Source organism: uncultured Alsobacter sp. (assembly GCF_945952055.1).
Lineage (GTDB): Bacteria > Pseudomonadota > Alphaproteobacteria > Rhizobiales > Beijerinckiaceae > Alsobacter.
Genome location: NZ_CAMFHB010000011.1, coordinates 122,696 through 142,291, shown reverse-complemented (window position 1 = coordinate 142,291; position 19,596 = coordinate 122,696). Strand labels below are relative to the sequence as shown.

At 68.3% G+C, this 19,596-nt stretch carries 15 protein-coding genes; 4 read left to right on the top strand and 11 right to left on the bottom strand.

From position 1 onward, the window contains the following. Positions 1 to 174 precede the first annotated feature (174 nt). From Q0Q47_RS11170 to Q0Q47_RS11150, 5 genes are all read right to left on the bottom strand, one after another. On the bottom strand, positions 175 to 1,701 hold the full coding sequence (locus Q0Q47_RS11170) for a TolC family protein (RefSeq protein WP_293858949.1): 1,527 nt from the start codon (positions 1,699 to 1,701) through the stop codon (positions 175 to 177). A gap of 117 nt (positions 1,702 to 1,818) precedes the next feature. After that, on the bottom strand, positions 1,819 to 2,145 hold the full coding sequence (locus tag Q0Q47_RS11165; protein ID WP_293858946.1) for a PilZ domain-containing protein: 327 nt from the start codon (positions 2,143 to 2,145) through the stop codon (positions 1,819 to 1,821). Positions 2,146 to 2,218: 73 nt separating this feature from the next. Then, positions 2,219 to 4,147 carry a hypothetical protein gene (locus Q0Q47_RS11160; RefSeq protein ID WP_293858943.1) on the bottom strand — a complete coding sequence of 643 codons (1,929 nt, stop codon included), beginning with the start codon at positions 4,145 to 4,147 and terminating at the stop codon, positions 2,219 to 2,221. 75 nt (positions 4,148 to 4,222) lie between these two features. Next, complete coding sequence (locus Q0Q47_RS11155; RefSeq protein ID WP_293858940.1) at positions 4,223 to 5,266, bottom strand: hypothetical protein; 1,044 nt, start codon at positions 5,264 to 5,266, stop codon at positions 4,223 to 4,225. 96 nt (positions 5,267 to 5,362) lie between these two features. Beyond that, complete coding sequence (locus Q0Q47_RS11150) at positions 5,363 to 7,495, bottom strand: ATP-binding cassette domain-containing protein (protein WP_293858937.1); 2,133 nt, start codon at positions 7,493 to 7,495, stop codon at positions 5,363 to 5,365. A 259-nt stretch (positions 7,496 to 7,754) separates the two neighbouring features. Between Q0Q47_RS11150 and Q0Q47_RS11145 the strand changes: the two genes are divergently transcribed. Further along, a complete protein-coding gene (locus Q0Q47_RS11145; protein ID WP_293858934.1) occupies positions 7,755 to 8,981 on the top strand; it encodes an HlyD family type I secretion periplasmic adaptor subunit in 1,227 nt (408 codons plus the stop codon). A 30-nt stretch (positions 8,982 to 9,011) separates the two neighbouring features. Here the strand turns inward: Q0Q47_RS11145 and Q0Q47_RS11140 are convergent, their stop codons facing one another. After that, a complete protein-coding gene (locus Q0Q47_RS11140) occupies positions 9,012 to 10,112 on the bottom strand; it encodes a hypothetical protein (RefSeq protein ID WP_293858931.1) in 1,101 nt (366 codons plus the stop codon). Positions 10,113 to 10,643: 531 nt separating this feature from the next. On the opposite strand from Q0Q47_RS11140, the gene Q0Q47_RS11135 reads away from it, so the two are divergent. Together Q0Q47_RS11135 and Q0Q47_RS11130 are read left to right on the top strand one after the other, a co-directional pair. Next, positions 10,644 to 12,338 carry an MFS transporter gene (locus Q0Q47_RS11135; RefSeq protein WP_293858961.1) on the top strand — a complete coding sequence of 565 codons (1,695 nt, stop codon included), beginning with the start codon at positions 10,644 to 10,646 and terminating at the stop codon, positions 12,336 to 12,338. Between the two features lie 268 nt (positions 12,339 to 12,606). Then, the gene (locus Q0Q47_RS11130; RefSeq protein WP_293858929.1) at positions 12,607 to 14,634 is read left to right on the top strand and encodes an elongation factor G; all 2,028 of its coding nucleotides are present in this window, start codon (positions 12,607 to 12,609) and stop codon (positions 14,632 to 14,634) included. Positions 14,635 to 15,101: 467 nt separating this feature from the next. Here Q0Q47_RS11130 and Q0Q47_RS11125 read toward each other — a convergent pair whose 3' ends face one another. From Q0Q47_RS11125 to Q0Q47_RS11115, 3 genes are read right to left on the bottom strand one after another with little or no spacing between them, the layout of a single operon-like run. After that, the gene (locus tag Q0Q47_RS11125; RefSeq protein ID WP_293858928.1) at positions 15,102 to 16,019 is read right to left on the bottom strand and encodes a LysR family transcriptional regulator; all 918 of its coding nucleotides are present in this window, start codon (positions 16,017 to 16,019) and stop codon (positions 15,102 to 15,104) included. Further along, on the bottom strand, positions 16,019 to 16,981 hold the full coding sequence (trxB, locus tag Q0Q47_RS11120) for a thioredoxin-disulfide reductase (RefSeq protein ID WP_293858926.1): 963 nt from the start codon (positions 16,979 to 16,981) through the stop codon (positions 16,019 to 16,021). Before trxB ends, Q0Q47_RS11125 begins: the two co-directional genes overlap by 1 nt. 35 nt (positions 16,982 to 17,016) lie before the next feature. Next, entirely contained in the window at positions 17,017 to 18,039 is a 1,023-nt protein-coding gene (locus tag Q0Q47_RS11115; RefSeq protein WP_293858923.1) for a mitochondrial fission ELM1 family protein, read from the bottom strand. A 124-nt stretch (positions 18,040 to 18,163) separates the two neighbouring features. Between Q0Q47_RS11115 and Q0Q47_RS11110 the strand changes: the two genes are divergently transcribed. Beyond that, entirely contained in the window at positions 18,164 to 18,625 is a 462-nt protein-coding gene (locus tag Q0Q47_RS11110; RefSeq protein ID WP_293858920.1) for an Lrp/AsnC family transcriptional regulator, read from the top strand. Between the two features lie 5 nt (positions 18,626 to 18,630). Here Q0Q47_RS11110 and Q0Q47_RS11105 read toward each other — a convergent pair whose 3' ends face one another. Both Q0Q47_RS11105 and greA read right to left on the bottom strand, forming a co-directional pair. After that, positions 18,631 to 19,134, bottom strand: a complete 504-nt coding sequence (locus tag Q0Q47_RS11105) for a hypothetical protein (RefSeq protein ID WP_293858917.1) — start codon at positions 19,132 to 19,134, stop codon at positions 18,631 to 18,633. After that, complete coding sequence (gene greA / locus Q0Q47_RS11100) at positions 19,118 to 19,591, bottom strand: transcription elongation factor GreA (RefSeq protein WP_293858958.1); 474 nt, start codon at positions 19,589 to 19,591, stop codon at positions 19,118 to 19,120. Before greA ends, Q0Q47_RS11105 begins: the two co-directional genes overlap by 17 nt. Positions 19,592 to 19,596 lie beyond the last annotated feature (5 nt).

Here is a 19,596-nt window from a genome sequence, read left to right as displayed (position 1 = left end):
GTGTAGAGCAAGTACAACCCGAATCTTCACTCAAAACAACGTAAAATTACTTTGGGTTGTACTATCTGAGAAAGCAATCTACACGCGCATTTCCATTGCTCTAGACGGTATTCACCCGTGCACTGCAACCACGACGATCAGGATTTCGGTGTCGAAACGGGACTGTTCCGGGCGTCAGGCCCGGGTACCGACCACGGTGCGTACGAACCGGCCGACGGACTTGATGATGCCGAAGGTGGCGAGCTGTTCGTCGAACCGGTTGGTGATCTGCGTGCGGCGGGCGTTGAAGTAGGCCGTCTCGACGTCGAGGAGCTCCAGCAGCGTGCGCTTTCCGCCGCGGAACTGCTCGTTGTAGAGCTCGCGGGCCTTGAGGCTCGTCTCCACCCCGTCGCTCAGCCCGGCCTGCTTGCCGCGGGCCGACTCGAGCTGCCAGTAGAACTGGCGCAGGTCCGCCTCGATGTCGTCCTTCTGGCTCTGCAGCTTCATTTCCTGCTGCACGATGCGCGACACGGCCTGGTCGATCTGGGCGCTCTGCAGCCCGCCGTCGAGCAGCTTGTAGCGCAGCGCCGCCACGGTGCGCACGTCCAGCTCGGTCTTGTTCTTCTCGCCGGCATTGTGCTTGCCGGTGACGCCCGCCTCGAGGTTCAGCGTCGGCAGGGTTCCGAGCTTGACGGCGTCCAGTTCGCGCTTGCCCGCGGCGATCGAACTCTGCAGCGAGAGGATCGCCGGGTTGGCCCGGTAGGCCTCCTGCAGGGCCACGTCCTTGTTGGCCGGAATGCTGCCGGTGAGCGGCCTGGGCGCCCGCAACGCCCCTGGCTCGGCCCGGGCGAGGCGCCTGAAACGGTCGGTGGCGAGGTGCAGCTCGTAGTCCTGATCCGAACGGAAGGTCTGCGCGTCGAGCACGCGGGCCCGGGCCCGCTTTACGTCCGCCAGCGTGGCGTTGCCGTTGCGCTCGTTCTCGTCGACGAGCCGGGCGATGTCCTTGAGCGCGGCGAGGTTCTCGTCCGCCAGTTTCAGCAGCTCGCGCTGCTGCAGGAGCTTCATGTAGGCCTGCGACACGCTGAAGGCCACGTCCTCGGCGGTCGCCACCGATTGAAGGGCCTGCGCGTCCATGGTGCGTGCCGCGCGGTCCACGTCGGCCGCGGTGGCTCCGAAATTGAACAGGAGCTGACGGGCACTGAGATTGGTCTCGACACGCGCGGCGCCCATGGCGTTCTTCGTCGACCAATAGTCTCCCACCGCCGTCGCATAACTGCCGGTCAACCCGTGCCCCCCGGCGACGCTGGCCTCGGCCTGCGGGTAGAGCGGCGCCTGTGCCACCCGCACCAGGGCCGACGCTTCGTCGTACCGCGCGACGGCGAGACCGATCTGCGGGTTGTCGGCCAGGGCACGCGTCACGGCCTCGCTCAGCGTCGCGGGCTTCGACGGCGCGGCCTTCGGCGCCGCGAACGGCTTCACATCGTCCAGCGAGGGGCCTTCGCCGGCCCGGGCGGCGGCCGCTTCCGGCAGGGCGGCGAGCGCGTTGCGGGCCCGCTGCTCGGCCTCTACGCGCGGGTCGGCGACGGGTGCCGGCGACAGGGCTCCGGTGGTTGCGGCGCAGGCGTCGCATGCCTCGCCGGTGGTGTTGCAGGCACTGAGCAGGCCAAGCACCAGCAGCGCGGCGGTGCGCAGTCCGCGCCCCGCACGCTCGCTCGGTCTCACGCTGCGATCCACGCCGCTCGGCGGCGCGGTACCCTGCACCACACGCATCCCGCTAGCTAAACCTGAGCTTTTTCACCGAGACAACGGGCCTCCGTTCACAAAGAAGACTTTCCCACATCACTGCACGCCGTAGCGGGACACGAGGTCGGCCACGAGCGTGTCGTCGATGAGGTTGTCGAACCGGATGCCGTAGCCGGCCGGCCGCATGTTCACGATCGTGCCGGTCACGCTGATATCCGCCGTCTGGACCGTCACGGACATGCCGACCCGGTCGAGGATGAACCGGGAGGCCTCGCGAAACAGCGCGCCGCCACGCGAGATCTCCATGACCAGGCCTTCGATCCGGTAGCTGCGCTCGCGGATCTCCAGCGCGCCCTGGATGCAGCAGGGGTAGCGTTCGTGCTGGCGCAGGCCGCGGTTCGGCCGCCGCCTGAACCAACGCATCGGTGCGATATCCGCCCTCATCGTCGCCGCCATCGTCCTTCTCCTTACGCTCGCGGTTCCACGGTCGGGGATCTCAGCGGCCCGGCTGCCGCGCCGGATGCCGGCGTCGCGCGATGTCGCTCAGGCGATCCAGGGCAATGGGCTGATCGGAGGCCTCCGGCTCGACGGTCACCTCCACGGACGACGGCGCGGGCTCCGCGCCGGAGCGGCGGGCGAGCTCCGCGTAGGAGAGGAAGATGCCCTCCACAGACCGGGCGAGATCCCCGAAGCCCGAGGTCATGCCGCCCTCGATGGTGCGGGCAACCTCGCGCAGCTCCTGTCCCAGCACCTTGGCCGGGCCCGTGGCATCCAGGGTGGCGGCCAGCGCCGTCTGCTGGGCGGCGAGCCCGGCGACGGCGGAGCCCAGCGCCTCGGTCCCGTCCGCCATGGAGCGGGCCAGGCCGGCGAAGCCCTCGGCCAGCACCGGCCGCAAGGCGGCCGCCATGGCATCGGGCTGGCGTCCCGCCACGTCGATCAGGGCCTGCAACGCGGTCGAGGTCTCCGACATGCGGGCGGCCACATGGTCGAGCCCTTCGATGCGAGACCGGCTGGCGGCCTCGGCGGCGCCGGCGCGTGTCGCCCCCTCTCGCGCCAGGGCGGCGATCTCCGCCAGCACCTGCGCGGTGTGCCCGGTGTCGCGGGCCTGTTGGGCGCGGGCTTCGCCCATGGCGCGGCCCAGCCCCTCGACGGCCTCGTCGACACGTCCGACCCCCTCGCCGACCCGCGCCACCGCGTGGCCCATGTCCGCCGCGACGGCCTCGAGCCGCTGGCCGAGCCCGGCCTGCCCGCCGGCGAGTTGCTGGATGCCTCCCATCAGGACGGCCGAGTCCGCGGAGAGCCGGGTCGACACGGCCTCGAACCCATCGGCGACGCGGGTCGACACGACGCTTTCCATGCGGTGCAGATCGTCCCGCACCTTGCCGAGCTGCTGCCATATCGCGTCGGTGCGCGACAGGGCCTGGCGGATCTTGGCCTCCTGGGCCGCGAAGTGCTGCATCTGCTCCACGGCCTTGCCCAGGAGTTCGACGTGCTGGGACTGGCGCTCCCCCAGGAGACGCACCGAGGTGGCCACCTGGTCGAGGGAGTCCTGCGAGCGGCGCATGCCGGCGAGCAGCGACACGGCCATGCCTCCCAACTGGCCGGTCGCGATGCCATGGTGCGCGCCCCCGGAGTCGCTGAGCTCCTTGCCCTCGATCTCGGAAATGCTGGCGAGCCAGGCCTCGAACTCGTCCCGCAGGGCACCCGTGGCCTGGCTGACGAACTTCGCCGTCAAGCCCAGGACGAGTGAACTGAAAAGGCCGAACAGAGAGGACGAAAATCCTGTCGCCATGCCATTCAGCGGCGCCTGCAGCGAACTGATGAGGCGTTGGACGGTCTCGGTGGGGTTGCCGCCGGCTGCCGGGTCACCGGCGACCGTGCCGATGATGCCGCCCACCGATTGCACCATTTCCATGAGGCCGATGAAGGTGCCGATGAGGCCGAGGAAGATGCAAAGCCCCGCCAGGTAGCTGACCAGGGACCGTTCCATGGCGATCCGGCCGTCGACGGCGTGCATCAGGTTCTGCATGGTCGACACGGAGATGCGCATCTGCCGCGTGCGCATCAACTCTTCGAGAGTGAGCTCGAAGATGTGGCCCAGGAGCTTCGGCCGCCGGTAGAGCACGCCCGGTTCGAACGCGCGCTCGAACCGCGCCAGGCGAACCTCGCCGCCGGCGCGATCGCTCTGGACGTCCGCCCACAGTTCCTCCAGCGCCTCGAAGGCGACACCCTCCTTGCGCAACTGCATCAGGGACGCGACAAGCTTCAGACTGCCGAAGCCGAACACCGCGATGATCAGGAGGTTGAGGTACGGGTTGGATTCGACGCCCGTCCTGATGAAATGCCACTGCCAGGCGACGATCACGCCGATCAGGCCATAGACGGATGCAATCCTCCAGTATTGCAACCTGACTGTAGCTTTCATGATTTCAACAACCTTCGGTTGAAAAGACAACGATCAAATAGTCGAGAGATTGCAATGACGAGGGCTTCTACCTATTCACGGTCGTGCCGTCAAACGCACCGTATTACTGTTGGTCACCGTCAGCGAGTCGTCGATCTTCATGATGACCCTGGACGCGTCAATTCCTGCGCTTAGGATCTCTTTCCGCACGGTGAGCACCCGGTAGTAGGCGAACCGCCGCGCATCGCTCAACGTGCCGTTGGACGGGTCGGCCGCCGCCGCGATCTCCACGAGGCGAGCGGTCCGGAAGGCCGACGTCGGGTCGGCCACCGACGACCGCAGCACCTGGGCCGAGACCGCGTCGAGCAACGTGGCCTTGTCCTTGAACTTGATGTTGATGGTCGCCAGGCCCGAGCCCACCTTGGCTCCCTCGCCCGGTCGGACGAGGTCGGCCTCGCGCGTCGACTCGATCTCGACGGGCGCCGTCGCCGCGACCGGCGGGCTGTCCTTGATCGCGGGAGCCATCGTGCTGCCGACCCGGCGCTGGTTCGTTGCGGCCAGGGCCGCCGTGAGATCGGAGGTCACCTCGAGGTCGGTGGGGCCCGCGCCCGCGCGCTGGCTGGGACTGTCGCCGATCGGCGCTTGCCCGGCGACCTTCGGCTCGTCGAACGACGCCCCCGCCCCCGTGCCGATGGTGGTGCCGGCGGCAGGCCGGTGCGAGCCGCCGGACGCCGCCGCGGCCGTGGCGCGGTCGCGGCCCGAAACGGCCGTCCCGTCGTCCGCCAGGGGTTGCAGTGCGATCCCGTCGGCGTCCTGCTCGCGCGCGGCGCCATGCGTCCCCTGCTGGGCGGCAGCGCCGCGGGCGGCAGCTTCGAAACCGACCTGGTCGGGACGCTTGGCCAACCGCTCCAGGATGTCGCCGGCGATTTGCGACGCGGTCCGGTTCGCGCTCGCATCGACGTTGGTCGCCTCGGCGATCTTGACGAGGAACGATCGGGAGATCTGCTGCGAGAGCCCGAACACCACGATGCCGAGCAGCATCATGATGAGCGTCATCACCATCGTCATCGTGGTGAGCGCGTCGACGTAGCCGGACCATATATTGCCGCTATCGTCGTCGTTGCTATCGGCCGCAGCCATATCAATGTCCCGAACAATTCACAGTAGAAACGTCGGGAGCCTAAACTCTGATTGATGAACAACGACTCAAGCGTTGGTCGTCTTCAATTTTATGCTTTACGAACCGTTAAGCTTGCGCAGCACCTCGTCCTTCGGGCCGTCGGCCACGATGCGGCCCCCCTCCATCCAGATGATCCGGTCAGCCAGGGCGAGCGTCTGGGCGCGGTGGGTCGCGACGATGAGGGTGCGGCCTTCCGCGAAGGCCTGCAGGTCGCGCACCACCCGGCTTTCCAGCGTGTTGTCGAGGGACGCCGTCGGTTCGTCCAGGATGAGGACGCGCGGATCCGTCATCAGCGCCCTCGCGAGGGCCACCATCTGGCGCTCGCCGCCGGAGAGGCGCTCTCCGCGCGGCCCGATACGCTGTCCGTAGCCCATCGGATGACGGGCCGCGATCTCGCGGACACCCGAGACCGCGACCGCCCGGTCGAAGATCGGCTCGGGCACCTCGTCGAGACCGAAGCACAGGTTGGCGCGCAGCGTGTCGTCGAAGAGCGCCTGGTCCTGGCGCATCATGGCCACCTGCCGGCGCAGGACGTCGGGCGACACTTGGCGAATGTCGGCCTCGTCGAGAAAGACGCTGCCCGCCTCGGGGTCGCAGAGGCGCACGAGCATGCGCAGCAACGTGCTCTTTCCGCATCCCACGCGGCCGATCACGGCGATCTTCTCGCCCGGACGGATCACCAGCGAGACGTCCTGCAGGGCGGGCGCATGCGCCTCGGGATAGGAGAAGCGCACGCCGCGCAGGTCGAAGCGCCCCCGCACGACGCCGCCGCCGCGGCCCTCGCCGCCATGCTCGACCGGGGCCACAAGGACCTTGTCGAGCCCGTCGGCCGAGCGCACCAGCAACCTCATGCGCTGCAGGCTCGAGACGAACTGGGCGACCGGCGCCATCAGCCGTCCCACCAGCAGCGTCGCCGCCGACAGCGCGCCGATGGTCATGGCGTTGTCGGCGATCACATAGACACCGACGAGCATGGCGAGAACGATGGCCACCTGGCCCAGCGACAGGGTGACCTGGCTGCCCAGCACCGTCCAATGCCGGGCTTCGTGTCCGGCGAAAGCGGCGGCGTCGGCCAGGCGCTCGAAGCGCCGCAGCACGGCCCCCTCGGCGGCGGCCAGCTTCACGGCCTCCAGGCCGTCCGCGGCCTCGGCCACCAGGGTCGCCTGGGCCCTGGCGAGCGCGTTCGTTTCCTTGGCACGCTCCGCCGCCAGGGCGTGAGTGGCCACGAACACCACGCCCAGAACCATGGCCACCGCCACGGGCACAAGCGCCACCGGCCCGCCGAGTCCGTAGAGAATGCCCGAGACGATGAGAACGAATGGCAGGTCGATCGCTGCCGACACGAGCACCAGCGGCACGGTCTGGCACAGCGAGTCGAGTTCCCTCATCCACAGTTGCAGCAGCGCGGCGTTGCGTGGCGCCTTGTCGAGCGGCATCCGCAGGACACGGGCGAAGAGACGCGACTGGAGGGCGACGCCGCTCTTCACCGCCATGGCGTCGACCAGTTGGTGGCGGACCAGGCGGACCGCGAAATCCGCACCGAGCACGATCAGGATGCCCGTGGTCAGCGCCCACAAGGTCTCGAAGGCAAGATGCGGCACGACCCGGTCGTAGACGGCCATCGAATAGATGGGGATGGCGAGCATCAGCACGTTGCCGATGAGCGAGGCGAGGCAGAGGAGGAGAAACAGCCGGCCATTGCCGACCAGCATGTGCCGCACGACCGAGGCGAACAGGCCCACCGAGCCGGCCGGGTCCACCGCGGGCCGAGACAGCGGCTGCCCGTGGCCGGGCTCATCGCCCAGGGCCGCGTCCAGCCGGGGCCGGACGAAGAAGACGGTGCCGGCGTGGCGTGCCGCCAGGGTCGAGACCGGCACGCGCGACGTGCCGCCCCGTGCCAGGACGCTCACATGCCCCTGCCCGTCCGGGCCGGCAAGCAGGCGCGAGCCGCCGTCGCGATCGAGGATAACGCAGGGGAAGTCGGACGGGGTCAGGTCCGCGAGGGAAAGCTGCCGGTAGGTGACCGACAGGCCGCGCCGTCCCGCCGCGTCGGCCAGCGCCTCCGGCGTCGGCAGCGCCGTGTCGAAGCTGAGGCCGTCAGCCGCCGTGCGACCGAACCAGCGCTCGGCGATGGCATTGATATCGGCCACGAGATTGCCGCAGGGCGGCAGCGCCTCATCGACCGTCATGGCGGCAGACGTCGTGCGGGCCCGAGCGGCCCTCGAATGCAATCCCAACATCACTCAAAAATCACCAACACCAATCAAAGCTGATATAAGACGCGACAGCTTAAGCTTGAATGAACCTGTTCAGCCTACACCAGCACGTGTTTTCGACGTGCTCGCCTTTTTTCGAAGTCACGGATTGCAGATGTCCATTGCCCAGCCTGGCGGCGATAGCCTGCCTTACCCTCGTCACACGGACCGCATCGAAAGCCGCGCGCGCGGGATGCTCGTCGTCACCATCGCGGCGAGCCTGGTGGCCTTCGTGGCCTGGGCGGCCCTGACCAGCCTCGACAAGGTGACCCACGGGGCGGGGCGCGTGATCCCGCAGCTGCAGAACCAGGTCATCCAGCATTTCGAGGGGGGCATCGTGACCGAGATCCTCGTCCGCGAGGGCGAGACGGTCGCCCGCGGCACGCCGATGCTGCGGGTCGAGAACAGTTTCGCGCGCTCCGAACTCCTGCAGGCCCAGATCGAGATCAAGGCCAAGACCATCCGCGCCGCGCGGCTGGCGGCCGAAAGCCAGGGTGCCGAGCGCATCGAGATCCCGGCGGCCCTTTCCGCCGAGCTTCCCGGCATCGCGTCGCAGGAGACCGGCCTGTTCGAGACCCGCCGGCGGACGCTCATGGTGCAGTTGCGCATTCTCGACGACCAGGTCCGCCAGAAGGACCTGGAGCTCTCCGAGCTGAAGGCGCGGCTCGGCCTCACCCGGACAGAGCGGGAGCTCCTGCTGCAGCGGCTGGGGAACCTGCGCAAGCTCAACAGCATCGGCGCCGTGTCGAGCAACGACCTCCTCGACAACGAGAGGCAGTTGCAGCAGATGGAGGCCAAGATCTCGGACCTCGCCCACGACATCCCGCGCACCGAGGCCGCGCTGAGCGAGCTGGGCGGCAGGCGCTCCGAACAGGTACTGAAGTTCCGCAGCGACGCGGACCGCGACCGGGTCGACACCCAGGTCCAGATCGCCAAGCTGGTGGAATCCGTCCAGGCCATGCAGGAGCGCAGCGTGCGGACGGAGGTCGTCGCGCCCATGGCGGGCGTCGTCAACAAGCTCTTCGTCAACACGATCGGCGGCGTCGTGAAATCCGGCGATCCGCTGATCCAGCTCGTGCCGGCCGGCTCCTCGGTCGCCGTCGAGGCCAGGCTGTCGCCCGCCGACCGCGCGCAGGTGTGGCCGGGACTGCCCGCCGTGGTCAAGGTGAGCGCCTATGACTTCTCCGTCTACGGAGGACTGCCCGGCAAGGTCGTGGACATTTCTCCCGACGCGCTGCCGGACGAGAAGGGCCAGCCCTATTTCCGGGTGCGGCTCGAGGCCGACGGCACGGCCTTCGGCGCGGACAAGCCGGTCGTGCCGGGCATGCTGGCCGACGTGAACATCATCTCCGGCAAGCAGACGGTCCTGGAAGCGCTGGTGCGCCCCGTTCGCCGCATCCAGGAGAACGCGCTGCGCTGACCGGAATCGTCGATCGCTCGCCACGCCGCGTCACCTGCCGGCGGCGATCGTGACGATGTCGCTCGCCGTGTTGTTCGTGTCGAGAACCCCCATGCGCAGGGCACCGGGGCGGATGCCGGCCGCGATCAGCGCTTCCCGGACGGCGATGACCCGGTAGTAGGCGGTCCGGCGGGCATCGGACACGGACGAGCCGACGACGCTCGCCAGCCCCGTGATCGTGATGGTGGCCGCGCCGTTGAAGTCGGCGCCGGACTGGATCGTCTTCTTGACCATGTCGAGCGCCTCGGGATCCAGCCGCGTGGCCCGGTCCTCGAAACGCACGGTGATGGCTGGACGGGCGCCCGCGTCCCGGCCGACGCGCGAACCGGCCCTCGCCGGCTCCACGTCGGCGCGCTGGCGCGACACGATCTCGACGGGATCCAGGGCTCCCGCGCCCAGGTCCACCGGGCGGGGCTTCAGGAGAGGCTGGGCGCCCCCCAGCGAGGCAACCTGCGCGGGCTTGTCGCTTGGCGTCTCCTCGATCGGATCGCGCGCGCCGTCGGGGTGCGGACGGGAGGGCCAAGCCACCGCGTCCGCTCCCTCGCGCGGCCCCGCCGGCCTGAACGGGGCGGCCGGCCAGCCCTGGCCCGGCGGTTCGACGACTTCGGTGCCCGGCGGCCGCATCGAGAAGGGCTGGGCCTGGTCGATCGCCGCGGTCGCGGTGACGTCCTCGAGGGGCGGCCCGACATTGGGTCCGCTCGGGTTGTTCTGCGCGTCGGCCTGCAAGGGGCCGCGCGTGGTCAGTTGCCGTGACGTGACGCCGGGGTTGGGCAGTTGCGCCGTGCCCTGCGTGGCGCCGCCCCGGGGCCTGTCGTCACCCGGTGAGAGATAGGGCGCCGACCCGAGGTCGGCGTGCCGCTGCACCCAGGCCAGCAGGTCGTCGGAGATCTTGCGGGTGGAGACGTCGCTGCCGGCGTCGACGTTGGCCGCGTCCGCGACCCGCTCCAGGAACTTTCGCGAGATGCCCTGGGAGGTGCCGAAGACGACCACGCCCAGGATCATCATGACCATGGTCATGACCATCACCATGGTCGTCAGCGCATCGACATATCCCGGCCAGACCGAGTCTTCGTCGCTGGAATCCGCCGCCATAACAGCTCTGTCCGTCTGCAATGATTAATTGAAATTATGAGCTTATCTACGAGGTGGACCACACATCGTCAACGCAAACGCCCTGTATTGGCTAACGCCTCTACGTTTCACTACTTGCGATTGCATAGGCGCGAGCATGCACCATGCGGTCCCGGCCCGTGCGATGCCGCTCGTCCCGCCGTCGGCCCGGCGCCTGCCGGCGTTGACACCGGATCCTGTCAGCTCTGTTTTTCCGCTTTTCTTCTGTTGTTTTGCTTGGCGCGTTATTTCCACTCATCTTCGGTGGAATTATACGTAGTTCCTTTTCACATATCTGACTCGTTATTCCAAAGTCTAAGCGTTTTACTTGGCAGGCAAGACTTGCAGCGAAAGCATGGCAGCCCATCTCAGCAGGCAGCCCCTCATGGGGAGGGGGTTGGGGTCCAGGTGTCGTCGGGACGGTCGAGAACAGGCCGCAGCCGATGCCGGCATCCATGGAGGGAAGCAATGTCCACGCAAGTGATGACCGGTGCCGCCGAGCGGCAGCGGCCGATGACCCGCGAGGAAAAGCGGGTGATCCTGGCCTCGTCGGCCGGGACAATTTTTGAATGGTACGATTTCTACCTTTACGGATCTCTGGCCGCCATCATCGGCGCTCAGTTCTTCTCCGCGTTCCCGGAAGCCACGCGCAACGTCTTCGCGCTGCTCGCCTTTGCCGCGGGCTTCCTGGTGCGCCCGTTCGGCGCGCTCGTGTTCGGCCGGCTGGGTGACCTCGTCGGGCGCAAGTACACCTTCCTCATGACCATCCTGATCATGGGTGTCTCCACCTTCGTGGTCGGCCTGCTGCCGGGCTACGAGACCATCGGCTGGCTGGCACCGGTGCTGCTGATCGCGCTGCGCATGCTGCAGGGCCTCGCGCTCGGCGGCGAGTACGGCGGTGCGGTCGTCTACGTGGCCGAGCACGCCCCGCAGGGCCGCCGCGGCTTCTTCACGAGCTGGATCCAGACCACGGCCACGCTCGGCCTGCTGCTGTCGCTCATGGTGATCCTGGCGGTGCGCAGCTGGACCGGCGAACAGGCGTTCGCGGCGTGGGGCTGGCGCGTGCCGTTCCTGCTGTCGATCTTCCTGCTCGCGATCTCGGTGTGGATCCGCATGCAGATGGAAGAAAGCCCCGCCTTCAAGAAGATGAAGGACGAGGGCAAGCAGTCCAAGGCGCCGCTGGCCGAGGCCTTCGGCCAGTGGAAGAACGCCCGCTTCGCCGTCATCGCCCTGTTCGGCCTCGTCGCCGGCCAGGCGGTCGTCTGGTACACGGGCCAGTTCTACGCCCTGTTCTTCCTGCAGAACATCCTGCGCGTCGACATGTTCACCGCGAACGTGCTGATCGCGTGGTCGCTGATCCTCGGCACCGTCGGGTTCGTGATTTTCGGCTCGCTGTCCGACCGCATCGGGCGCAAGCCGATCATCCTGGCCGGCATGGTCATCGCCGCGCTCAGCTACTTCCCGCTGTTCCAGTTCCTCTCGGCGACCGCCAACCCGATGCTGCACAAGGCTCAGCAGTCGACCAAGGTCGTCGTCGTGGCCGACAAGGAGCAGTGCTCGTTCCAGTTCAACCCGACGGGCACCTCCAAGTTCACGAGCTCGTGCGACATCGCCAAGGCGCTGCTCGCCCGCAACTCCGTGAACTACTCGGTCGAGCCGGCTCCGGCGGGATCGGCCACCAAGGTCCGCATCGGCAGCAAGGAGATCGAAGCCTACGAGCTCTCGAAGCTCACGGGCGACGCCGCCAAGACCGTTCCTGCGGCCTTCACGAAGACCGTCAACGACGCGCTCGGCGCGGCCGGCTACCCGATGCCGGGTGTCGCCAACCCCGAGATCGTCAAGATGTCGGGCTTCTTCGACATCTTCCGCGCCCAGACCTTCACGCTGGTCGCGGTCCTGACCTTCCTCGTCGTCCTCGTCACCATGGTCTACGGCCCGATCGCCGCGGCGCTGGTCGAGCTGTTCCCGACGCGGATCCGCTACACCGGCATGTCGCTGCCCTACCACATCGGCAACGGCTGGTTCGGCGGCCTGATGCCCGCGACGGCCTTCGCGATGATCGCCCAGACCGGCGACCCCTATTTCGGTCTCTGGTACCCGATCGTCATCGCGCTCGCCTCCTTCGTGATCGGCCTGCTGGTCGTTCCCGAGAACAAGGATCGCGACATCTTCGCCGAGGAGCCGACGGCGGAGCCCGCCAAGAGCTGATCGCCAGGCGAAAAATCCAGGCGTCGGCTGAGCCGGCGGCAGCGCAAGCTGCCGCCGGCTTTTCCGTGCGCAGCTCGCGGCCGGGGCCATCCGTCGATTTCCGGATGGCCCGCGAAATGTCTTGCATCCCTCCCGCGACAGGCCGAGCATCGGCGATGCGATAAGGCCAGACAGTCCATAGACGTCGGCCGCAGGCCGGCGCCCAACTCCACGGGAGGAGATCATGGGAGACGCGGGCTTGGAGCGCATTCCTCACGCAAGACCAGCCATGGGTCCACGCTGCATTGCCATCGTGGGCCCCTTCCAGAGCGGCAAGACCACGCTGCTCGAGGCCATTCTCGAGCGCACCGGAGCGGTCGCACGCGCCGGGCGCGTGGCCGACGCCAGCACGCTGGGCGACGGCAGCGCCGAAGCCCGGGCCCACGGCCACGGGGTCGAGCCGAACGTCGCCTCGGTGACCTTCATCGACGAGCGATTCACCTTCGTCGATTGCCCCGGCTCGGTGGAGTTCGCGGCCGAGGCCCGCGCGGTCGTTCCGGCCTGCGACGCGGCGATCGTGGTCTGCGAAACGGACGAGCGGAAACTGCCGGCCCTGCAGGTGATCCTGCGCGACCTCGAGGAGGCGGGGATCCCGCGCTTCCTGTTCCTCAACAAGATCGACAGCGCGAGCCGCCGGATCCAGGACAGCCTCGCGCTGCTGCAGCAGGCCTCGCGCACGCCGCTACTGCTGCGGCAGATCCCCATCTGGAAGGACGGGATCGCCATCGGCTACATCGACCTCGCGCTCGAGCGCGCCTTCATCTACCGCGAGCATGCGGCCAGCGAGGTGGTCGAGATTCCGGCCGACGAACTCGGCGGCGAGCGGCAGGCGCGCTTCTCGATGCTCGAGCGCCTCGCCGACTACGATGACTCGCTCATGGAAGAGCTCATCGAGGAGATCGAGCCGCCGCGCGACCAGGTGTTCGACGACCTGCGCAAGGAACTGCGCGACGGACACGCCGTGCCCGTGCTGTTCGGCTCGGCGGACCGGGGCAACGGCATCACGCGCCTGCTCAAGGCACTGCGCCACGAGGCCCCCGGCATCGCGTCCACCCGGGAGCGGCTGGGCGTGCCGGCGGACGGCCCCGCCCTGGCCCATGTGATGAAGACCATCCACACGACGCACGGGGGCAAGCTGTCCGTCGCGCGCGTGCTGCGCGGCAGCGTCAAGGAGGGAGAAACCGTCATCGGATCGCGCGGCGGCGAGGTGCGCGTGGGCGGCGTGCAGCGGCTGATGGGAAGCAGCGGCGTGCGCGAGGCCGAGGCCCGCGAGGGGGATGTCCTCGCCTTCGGGCGACTGGAGGGCATCCACACCGGCGATACCTTCGGCATCGGTCGCCAGGCGCCGCAGGCGGTGGCATCGGTGGCGCCGCCCGAGCCGGTCTACAGCTTCGCCATCGCCACGCACGACCGCAAGGACGACGTGCGGCTCAATGCGGCGCTGGCCAAGCTGATGGAGGAGGATCCCTCGCTGGCGGTCGAGCACGGCGGCGAAGGCGGCCAGCTCAGGCTCTCCGGCCAGGGCGAGGTGCATCTCAAGGTCGCGCTGGAGCGCCTGTCGGGGCGCTACGGCGTCGCCATCGACCGTCGCGATGCCGCAGTGGGCTATCGCGAGACGATCCGCCACAAGGTCTCGGTCCGCGGCCGCCACAAGAAGCAGACGGGCGGCCACGGCCAGTTCGGCGACGTGGTGATCGAGATCGAACCGCTTCCGCGCGGGAGCGGGTTCAAGTTCGTCGACCGCGTCACCGGCGGGGTGGTGCCGCGGCAGTACATCTCCTCGGTCGAGCACGGCGCTGCCGAGGCCCTCGCCGAGGGCCCCCTCGGCTTCCCCGTCGTCGATGTCCAGGTCGCCCTGCTCGACGGCTCCTACCATTCGGTCGACAGTTCGGACATGGCCTTCCGGGCCGCCGCGCGGCTGGCCATGGCCGAGGCGCTCCCCAAGGCCGGCTCCGTGCTGCTCGAGCCGATCCACGCCGTCGAGATCGCCGTGCCCACCGACGCGATGTCGAAGGCGAGCGCGATGATCTCGGCCCGCCGCGGGCAGATCCTCGGCTACGACGCGCGTCCGGGCTGGGACGGATGGGACCTGCTCAAGGCCCTCATCCCCGAGGCGGAGATCGGCGACCTGATCGTCGAACTGCGCTCCGCGACCGCCGGCGTCGGCACGTTCACGACCGCGCTCGACCATCTGGCCGAACTCGCCGGAAAGCCAGCCGACGCCGTCGTCCGCAAGGTCGCGGCCGCCCGGCATTGAGAGGCTGGGAATCTTTGGCCGCGGGACTAGCAGTCCCGTTCATGCCCATCTCTCAGCCGTCATCCCCGGGCTTGGCCCGGGGACCCACGACTTTGCCGGGGCCGTTCACAAGTCGTGGGTGGCCGGGCCAAGCCCGGCCATGACGCGGAGAGGGTGGCGCAAGCTGGACTGGCCAAAGGTTCACACGCACTGAGGGCGGCGGGCGGGCTTGCGCCGGGACAAAAAAAAGGCCGGGTGCCTAGGGCGCCCGGCCTATTGGATCTGTTCCGGATCGAAACCCGAAAACCGTCCAGAGGGGAACGGTCCAACGTGACCTCAACACCGGGAGGGGATGGTGGAGCTCACGACCGGAACCGCCCCGTATATGCGGTGCAGGACGTCTGCGGGCAATGCAACTGCGCTCATGACAGGCATGCAAATGTGCAACCCTGCCGTTATCACTTCTCTCGCAGGCCTTGCACCGGCGGTCAGTAGGTCCAGCGCTGGGCCTTGGAGACGAGGAAGTCCCTGAACACCTGCACGCGCGCGACCGACTTCATCTCCTCGGGATAGACGAGATAGGTGTCGAGCGACGGCATGTCGTTTTGGTTGAGCACCTGCACGAGGTTGGAGTTCGCCTCGACGAGGTAGTCCGGCAACACCGCGATTCCGACACCGCGTTCCACGGCCTTCTTGAGCGCCGTGATGTTGTTGACGGTGAGCGCCGCCTGGCGCGGGTGGCGCGCGTCGCGTCCCACCGTGGTCAGCCAGTGCACGTCCAGCAGGTAGGCCGGCGTGGGGCCGCCGAAGGTGAGGATGCGGTGCTCGTCGATCTCGGACAGGTCCTTCGGCGCGCCATGACCCTTGATGTAGTCCTGCGACGCGTAGACGTGGAAATGCACCGTGAAGAGCTTGCGCTGGATCAGGTCGCCCTGCTGCGGCTGGCGCAGCCGGATGGCGACATCGGCCTCGCGCATCGACAGGTCGAGTTCCTCATCGGTGAGGATCAACTGCAGCCGGACCTCCGGGTAGAGGTCCAGGAATTCGCCCAGGCGCGGCGTGAGCCAGTTCTGCCCGATGCCGTTCGCCGTGGTGACGCGCAGCTCGCCGTTGGGGTGCTCGCGGCTGTCCGTCAGCCGGGCGCGCGTCGCCTCGAGCTTGAGCATCATCTCCTTGGCCGTGCGGAAAAGCTGTTCGCCCTGCTCGGTCAGGATGAGGCCGCGCGCGTGGCGGTGAAAGAGCGGCACACCGAGGTCGCGCTCGAGGGCACCGACCTGACGGCTCACGGCGGACTGGCTGAGGGCGAGCGCGTCACCCGCATGGGTGAAGCTGCCGGCCTCCGCCGCGGTGTAGAAGATGCGGACCTTGTCCCAGTCGAGGCTCGAGGTCAGGGTGGATAAGGGCATTACTCGGCAGCCTGCAGTTCGAGGGCATGGCCCGCCAGCCAGCGCTCGGCCTCGAGCGCGGCCATGCAGCCGAGCCCGGCGGCCGTAACGGCCTGGCGGTAGGTTTCGTCGGTGACGTCGCCCGCGGCGAACACGCCGGGGATGTTGGTGGTCGTGTGGCCCGGCGTGGTCTCGATGTAGCCCGACGGCCGGGTCGCGACCTGGCCGACGAACAGCTCGGTCGCGGGCTTGTGGCCGATGGCGATGAACACGCCGTCCGTCTTCACGTCGCGCAGCGCGCCGGTCTTCACGTTCTTCAAGCGCACATGGGTCACGCCGGGAGGGGACTGCGCCCCGCAGATCTCGTCGATCGCGCTGTCCCAGACGACCTCGACCTTCGGGTGGGCGAAGAGCCGCTCCTGCAGGATCCGCTCGGCGCGGAAGCTGTCGCGCCGATGCACCACGGTGACCTTGGAGGCGAGATTGGCCAGGTAGAGCGCTTCCTCCACGGCGGTGTTGCCGCCGCCGACCACGACGACCTCCTTGTTGCGGAAGAAGAAGCCGTCGCAGGTGGCGCAGGCCGACACGCCGAAGCCCTTGAAAGCCTCCTCGGACGGCAGCCCCAGCCACTTCGCCTGGGCGCCGGTGGCGATGATCAGCGCGTCGCACGTGTAGACCGTGCCGCTGTCACCGGTGAGCCGGAACGGGCGCGATTGCAGGTCCGCCTGGGCGATATGGTCGGAAATCATGGTCGTGCCGACGTGCTCGGCCTGCTTCTGCATCTGCTCCATGAGCCAAGGGCCCTGGATGACATCCGCGAAGCCGGGATAATTCTCGACGTCGGTCGTGATCATCAGCTGCCCACCCGGCTGGAAGCCGGAGATGAGGACGGGATTGAGCATTGCCCGCGCCGCATAGATGGCCGCCGTGTAGCCGGCGGGCCCCGAACCGAGAATGATCAGCTTCGCGTGCATGCTGGACATGGCATGGTCCTTGATAGTCGCGAAAACGCCTTTGCTCAACCGGTTGCAGAGACGTTTCTGGTGCGGCGGATAAACGCCCGGGCAATCGCCGCGGCGATGATGGGGGTGGAATTTAGCGGCTCGTATGCATGGCCTTCAAGCTTCCCCTGAAAGGAATGCACGGCTCCGTGCCGTTTCAAGCCCTCGATCAACCGTTTTTGTTTGGCAGGCGGCGCCCCGCCCCGCGCGGTGGGCTCGAAAAGCAGCACCGGCTTGCCCGTGGCACAGGCTTCGCCGGTCATGTTGACGGAATCGGCGGTCACGACGACCGCGTCCGCACAGGCCAGCATGGCCGCGTAGGGGTTCGGTCCGGTGCCGTCCCACAGGAACCCCCGACCGGGCGCGATCGCCGATCGGATGCGCTCGACGAGCTGGGTCGGCGTCCGGCGCGAGGCCGTCGCCATGATTGCCACGCCGGCGTCGGCCAGCATCCGCACGTGGTCCGCGAGGCGGGCGATGTCGGCGTCCGTGAAGACGTGGTGCCGGCTGTTGCCCCCCAGGACGAGCGCCACGCGCGGGCGCGGCGTCGCGGCCACCGCGGCGGGCGGATCGGCCGCGGCCGCGGCGAGGCGCGCGGCGCTGAGGCCGTGCGGCGAGGTCAGCGTCACGACCACGTTCGGGCCGCGCAGGGCATCGTGCTCGGGCACCCAGATCAGGTCGGCGGTCCCCGCGCCCGTTCGCGGATCCTTCAGGAACACCGTGAAGGTTCGCCCGGCAGACGCCGCCTTGACCGCGCGCAGCGATGCGACGGCGCGCCGGCCGGAGGCGATCAGCAGGTCGGGAAGCGGCCCCGCGAGCGGGCCTCCCTCCCGTCCGGGCGCCTCGCGGGGATCGGCGGGGCCCCACGGCATGAACCACGACCACGGTCGACGCGGCGCGATGCGGCGGATGTCCGGATGGAGTCCGAGCGCCTCGGCGACGCCGACGCACTGAACCTCGTCACCGGCCTTGCCGTCAGTGACGACCCAGCAGCGGGTCCCGCTCGGGAGGCGGAGGGGCTCGGACGATGGCTCGGACATGGATCCGGTCTAGCACGCTGGAACGGAGCTTGGGCAGGGCCGGCTTCACTTTGTGCACCTTCGGGCCTGTCCGCCGGGGCCTGCTCCGGGTAAACAGGGCACGACTCTGCCCCGGGACCCCGCCTTGACGTCCTCACCCGACGAAACAGACCTCAGGATCCTCCGCGAGCTTCAGGCGGATGGCCGCATGACCAATGTCGAGCTGGCACGCCGGCTCGGGATTTCCGCACCGCCCAGCCTGCGGCGCGTCCGTGCGCTCGAGGACCGCGGCATCATCACGGGCTATCGCGCCCTCGTGGACGAGAAGCAGCTCGGCTTCGACGTGGTGTTCTTCGCTTTCGTCCACCTGGCGAGCCAGGCGGAGGCCGACCTGGAACAGTTCCGTCAGCAGATCAGGGACTGGAGCGCCATCCGCGAGTGCTGGACGCTGTCGGGCGACATCGACTTCATGCTGAAGGGTGTCGCCGAGGATCTCAGGGCGTTTCAGGCGATCGTCGCCGAACTGACGGCCCTGCCGAACGTGCGGACGATCCGCACGGCCATCGCCCTGGAAAAGGTCAAGGACGAACCGATCGCCCCTGTCTGATGGGATCAGGCGCCGACCTTGCGGCGCATCCAGCCCGCGTAGAAGGCGCTCAGCGCCTTGAGGCGAACCGCGAAATTGTTCGGCGCCATGACGGCAGGGCCCATCACGTTGTCATAGGCCCCGAGCACCGGATATTGCGCCAGAACCTTGCCGTTGGCGACGACGAGGCCCGCGCCCTCCATGTAGTCGGTCACGCCGAATTTGCCGCTGTGGCGACCGTCCCCGCCATTGAGATTGCCGTTCAGCATGACGGAGTCGACGCGCACGACGAGCATCGGCGCGGACCGGTCCCGCGGATCCACGGCACCGGCGAACTCGGTCGCCAGCGCGGGTCCCAGAGTGGCGCTGACCGTCTCGGCGAAGCCGCCGAGGCCCTTGGCCCGCAGCGGCTCGACGTCGACGACGATGCGGCTGAAGCGCTGGCCGGCCGCCTGGGCCGGAAGCGCGGCCGAGGCCAGGAGCCCGGCCGCCGCACCGAGCACGGCGCGCCTGTCAAACGAACGCGACATCGACGATCTCGTAGCTCTTGCCGCCGCCGGGCGTGTTCACCTCGACCGAATCGCCGGTCTTCTTGCCGATGAGGGCGCGCGCGATCGGCGAGGAGATCGAAACCTTGCCGGACTTCACATCGGCCTCGGCGTCGCCGACGATCTGGTAGGTTTTCTCCTCGTCCGTGTCCTCGTCGATGAGTTTCACGGTCGCGCCGAACTTGATCGTCGATCCCGACAGCTTGGAAACGTCGATGATCTCCGCGCGGGACAACTTGTCCTCGAGCTCCGCGATGCGGCCCTCGTTCAGGGACTGCTGCTCCTTCGCCGCGTGGTACTCGGCATTTTCCGACAGGTCGCCGTGGGAGCGCGCCTCCGAAATGGCGGCGATGATGCGCGGACGCTCTTCCTGCTGGCGGAACCGCAATTCCTCTTCAAGGGCCTTGTGACCCTTGGGAGTCATCGGAATCTTGTCCATCGTCA

Excerpts from the sequence above, each read along its gene's own strand:
- Q0Q47_RS11135 (WP_293858961.1), top strand. The coding sequence starts at position 10,644 with ATGACCCGCGAGGAAAAGCGGGTGATCCTGGCCTCGTCGGCCGGGACA.
- Q0Q47_RS11145 (WP_293858934.1), top strand. The coding sequence starts at position 7,755 with ATGCTCGTCGTCACCATCGCGGCGAGCCTGGTGGCCTTCGTGGCCTGG.
- Q0Q47_RS11155 (WP_293858940.1), bottom strand. The coding sequence starts at position 5,266 with ATGGCTGCGGCCGATAGCAACGACGACGATAGCGGCAATATATGGTCC.
- Q0Q47_RS11160 (WP_293858943.1), bottom strand. The coding sequence starts at position 4,147 with ATGAAAGCTACAGTCAGGTTGCAATACTGGAGGATTGCATCCGTCTAT.
- Q0Q47_RS11165 (WP_293858946.1), bottom strand. The coding sequence starts at position 2,145 with ATGCGTTGGTTCAGGCGGCGGCCGAACCGCGGCCTGCGCCAGCACGAA.
- Q0Q47_RS11105 (WP_293858917.1), bottom strand. The coding sequence starts at position 19,134 with ATGTCGCGTTCGTTTGACAGGCGCGCCGTGCTCGGTGCGGCGGCCGGG.
- Q0Q47_RS11150 (WP_293858937.1), bottom strand. The coding sequence starts at position 7,495 with ATGACGGTCGATGAGGCGCTGCCGCCCTGCGGCAATCTCGTGGCCGAT.
- Q0Q47_RS11140 (WP_293858931.1), bottom strand. The coding sequence starts at position 10,112 with ATGGCGGCGGATTCCAGCGACGAAGACTCGGTCTGGCCGGGATATGTC.
- Q0Q47_RS11115 (WP_293858923.1), bottom strand. The coding sequence starts at position 18,039 with ATGTCCGAGCCATCGTCCGAGCCCCTCCGCCTCCCGAGCGGGACCCGC.
- greA (WP_293858958.1), bottom strand. The coding sequence starts at position 19,591 with ATGGACAAGATTCCGATGACTCCCAAGGGTCACAAGGCCCTTGAAGAG.
- Q0Q47_RS11125 (WP_293858928.1), bottom strand. The coding sequence starts at position 16,019 with ATGCCCTTATCCACCCTGACCTCGAGCCTCGACTGGGACAAGGTCCGC.
- Q0Q47_RS11130 (WP_293858929.1), top strand. The coding sequence starts at position 12,607 with ATGGGTCCACGCTGCATTGCCATCGTGGGCCCCTTCCAGAGCGGCAAG.
- trxB (WP_293858926.1), bottom strand. The coding sequence starts at position 16,981 with ATGTCCAGCATGCACGCGAAGCTGATCATTCTCGGTTCGGGGCCCGCC.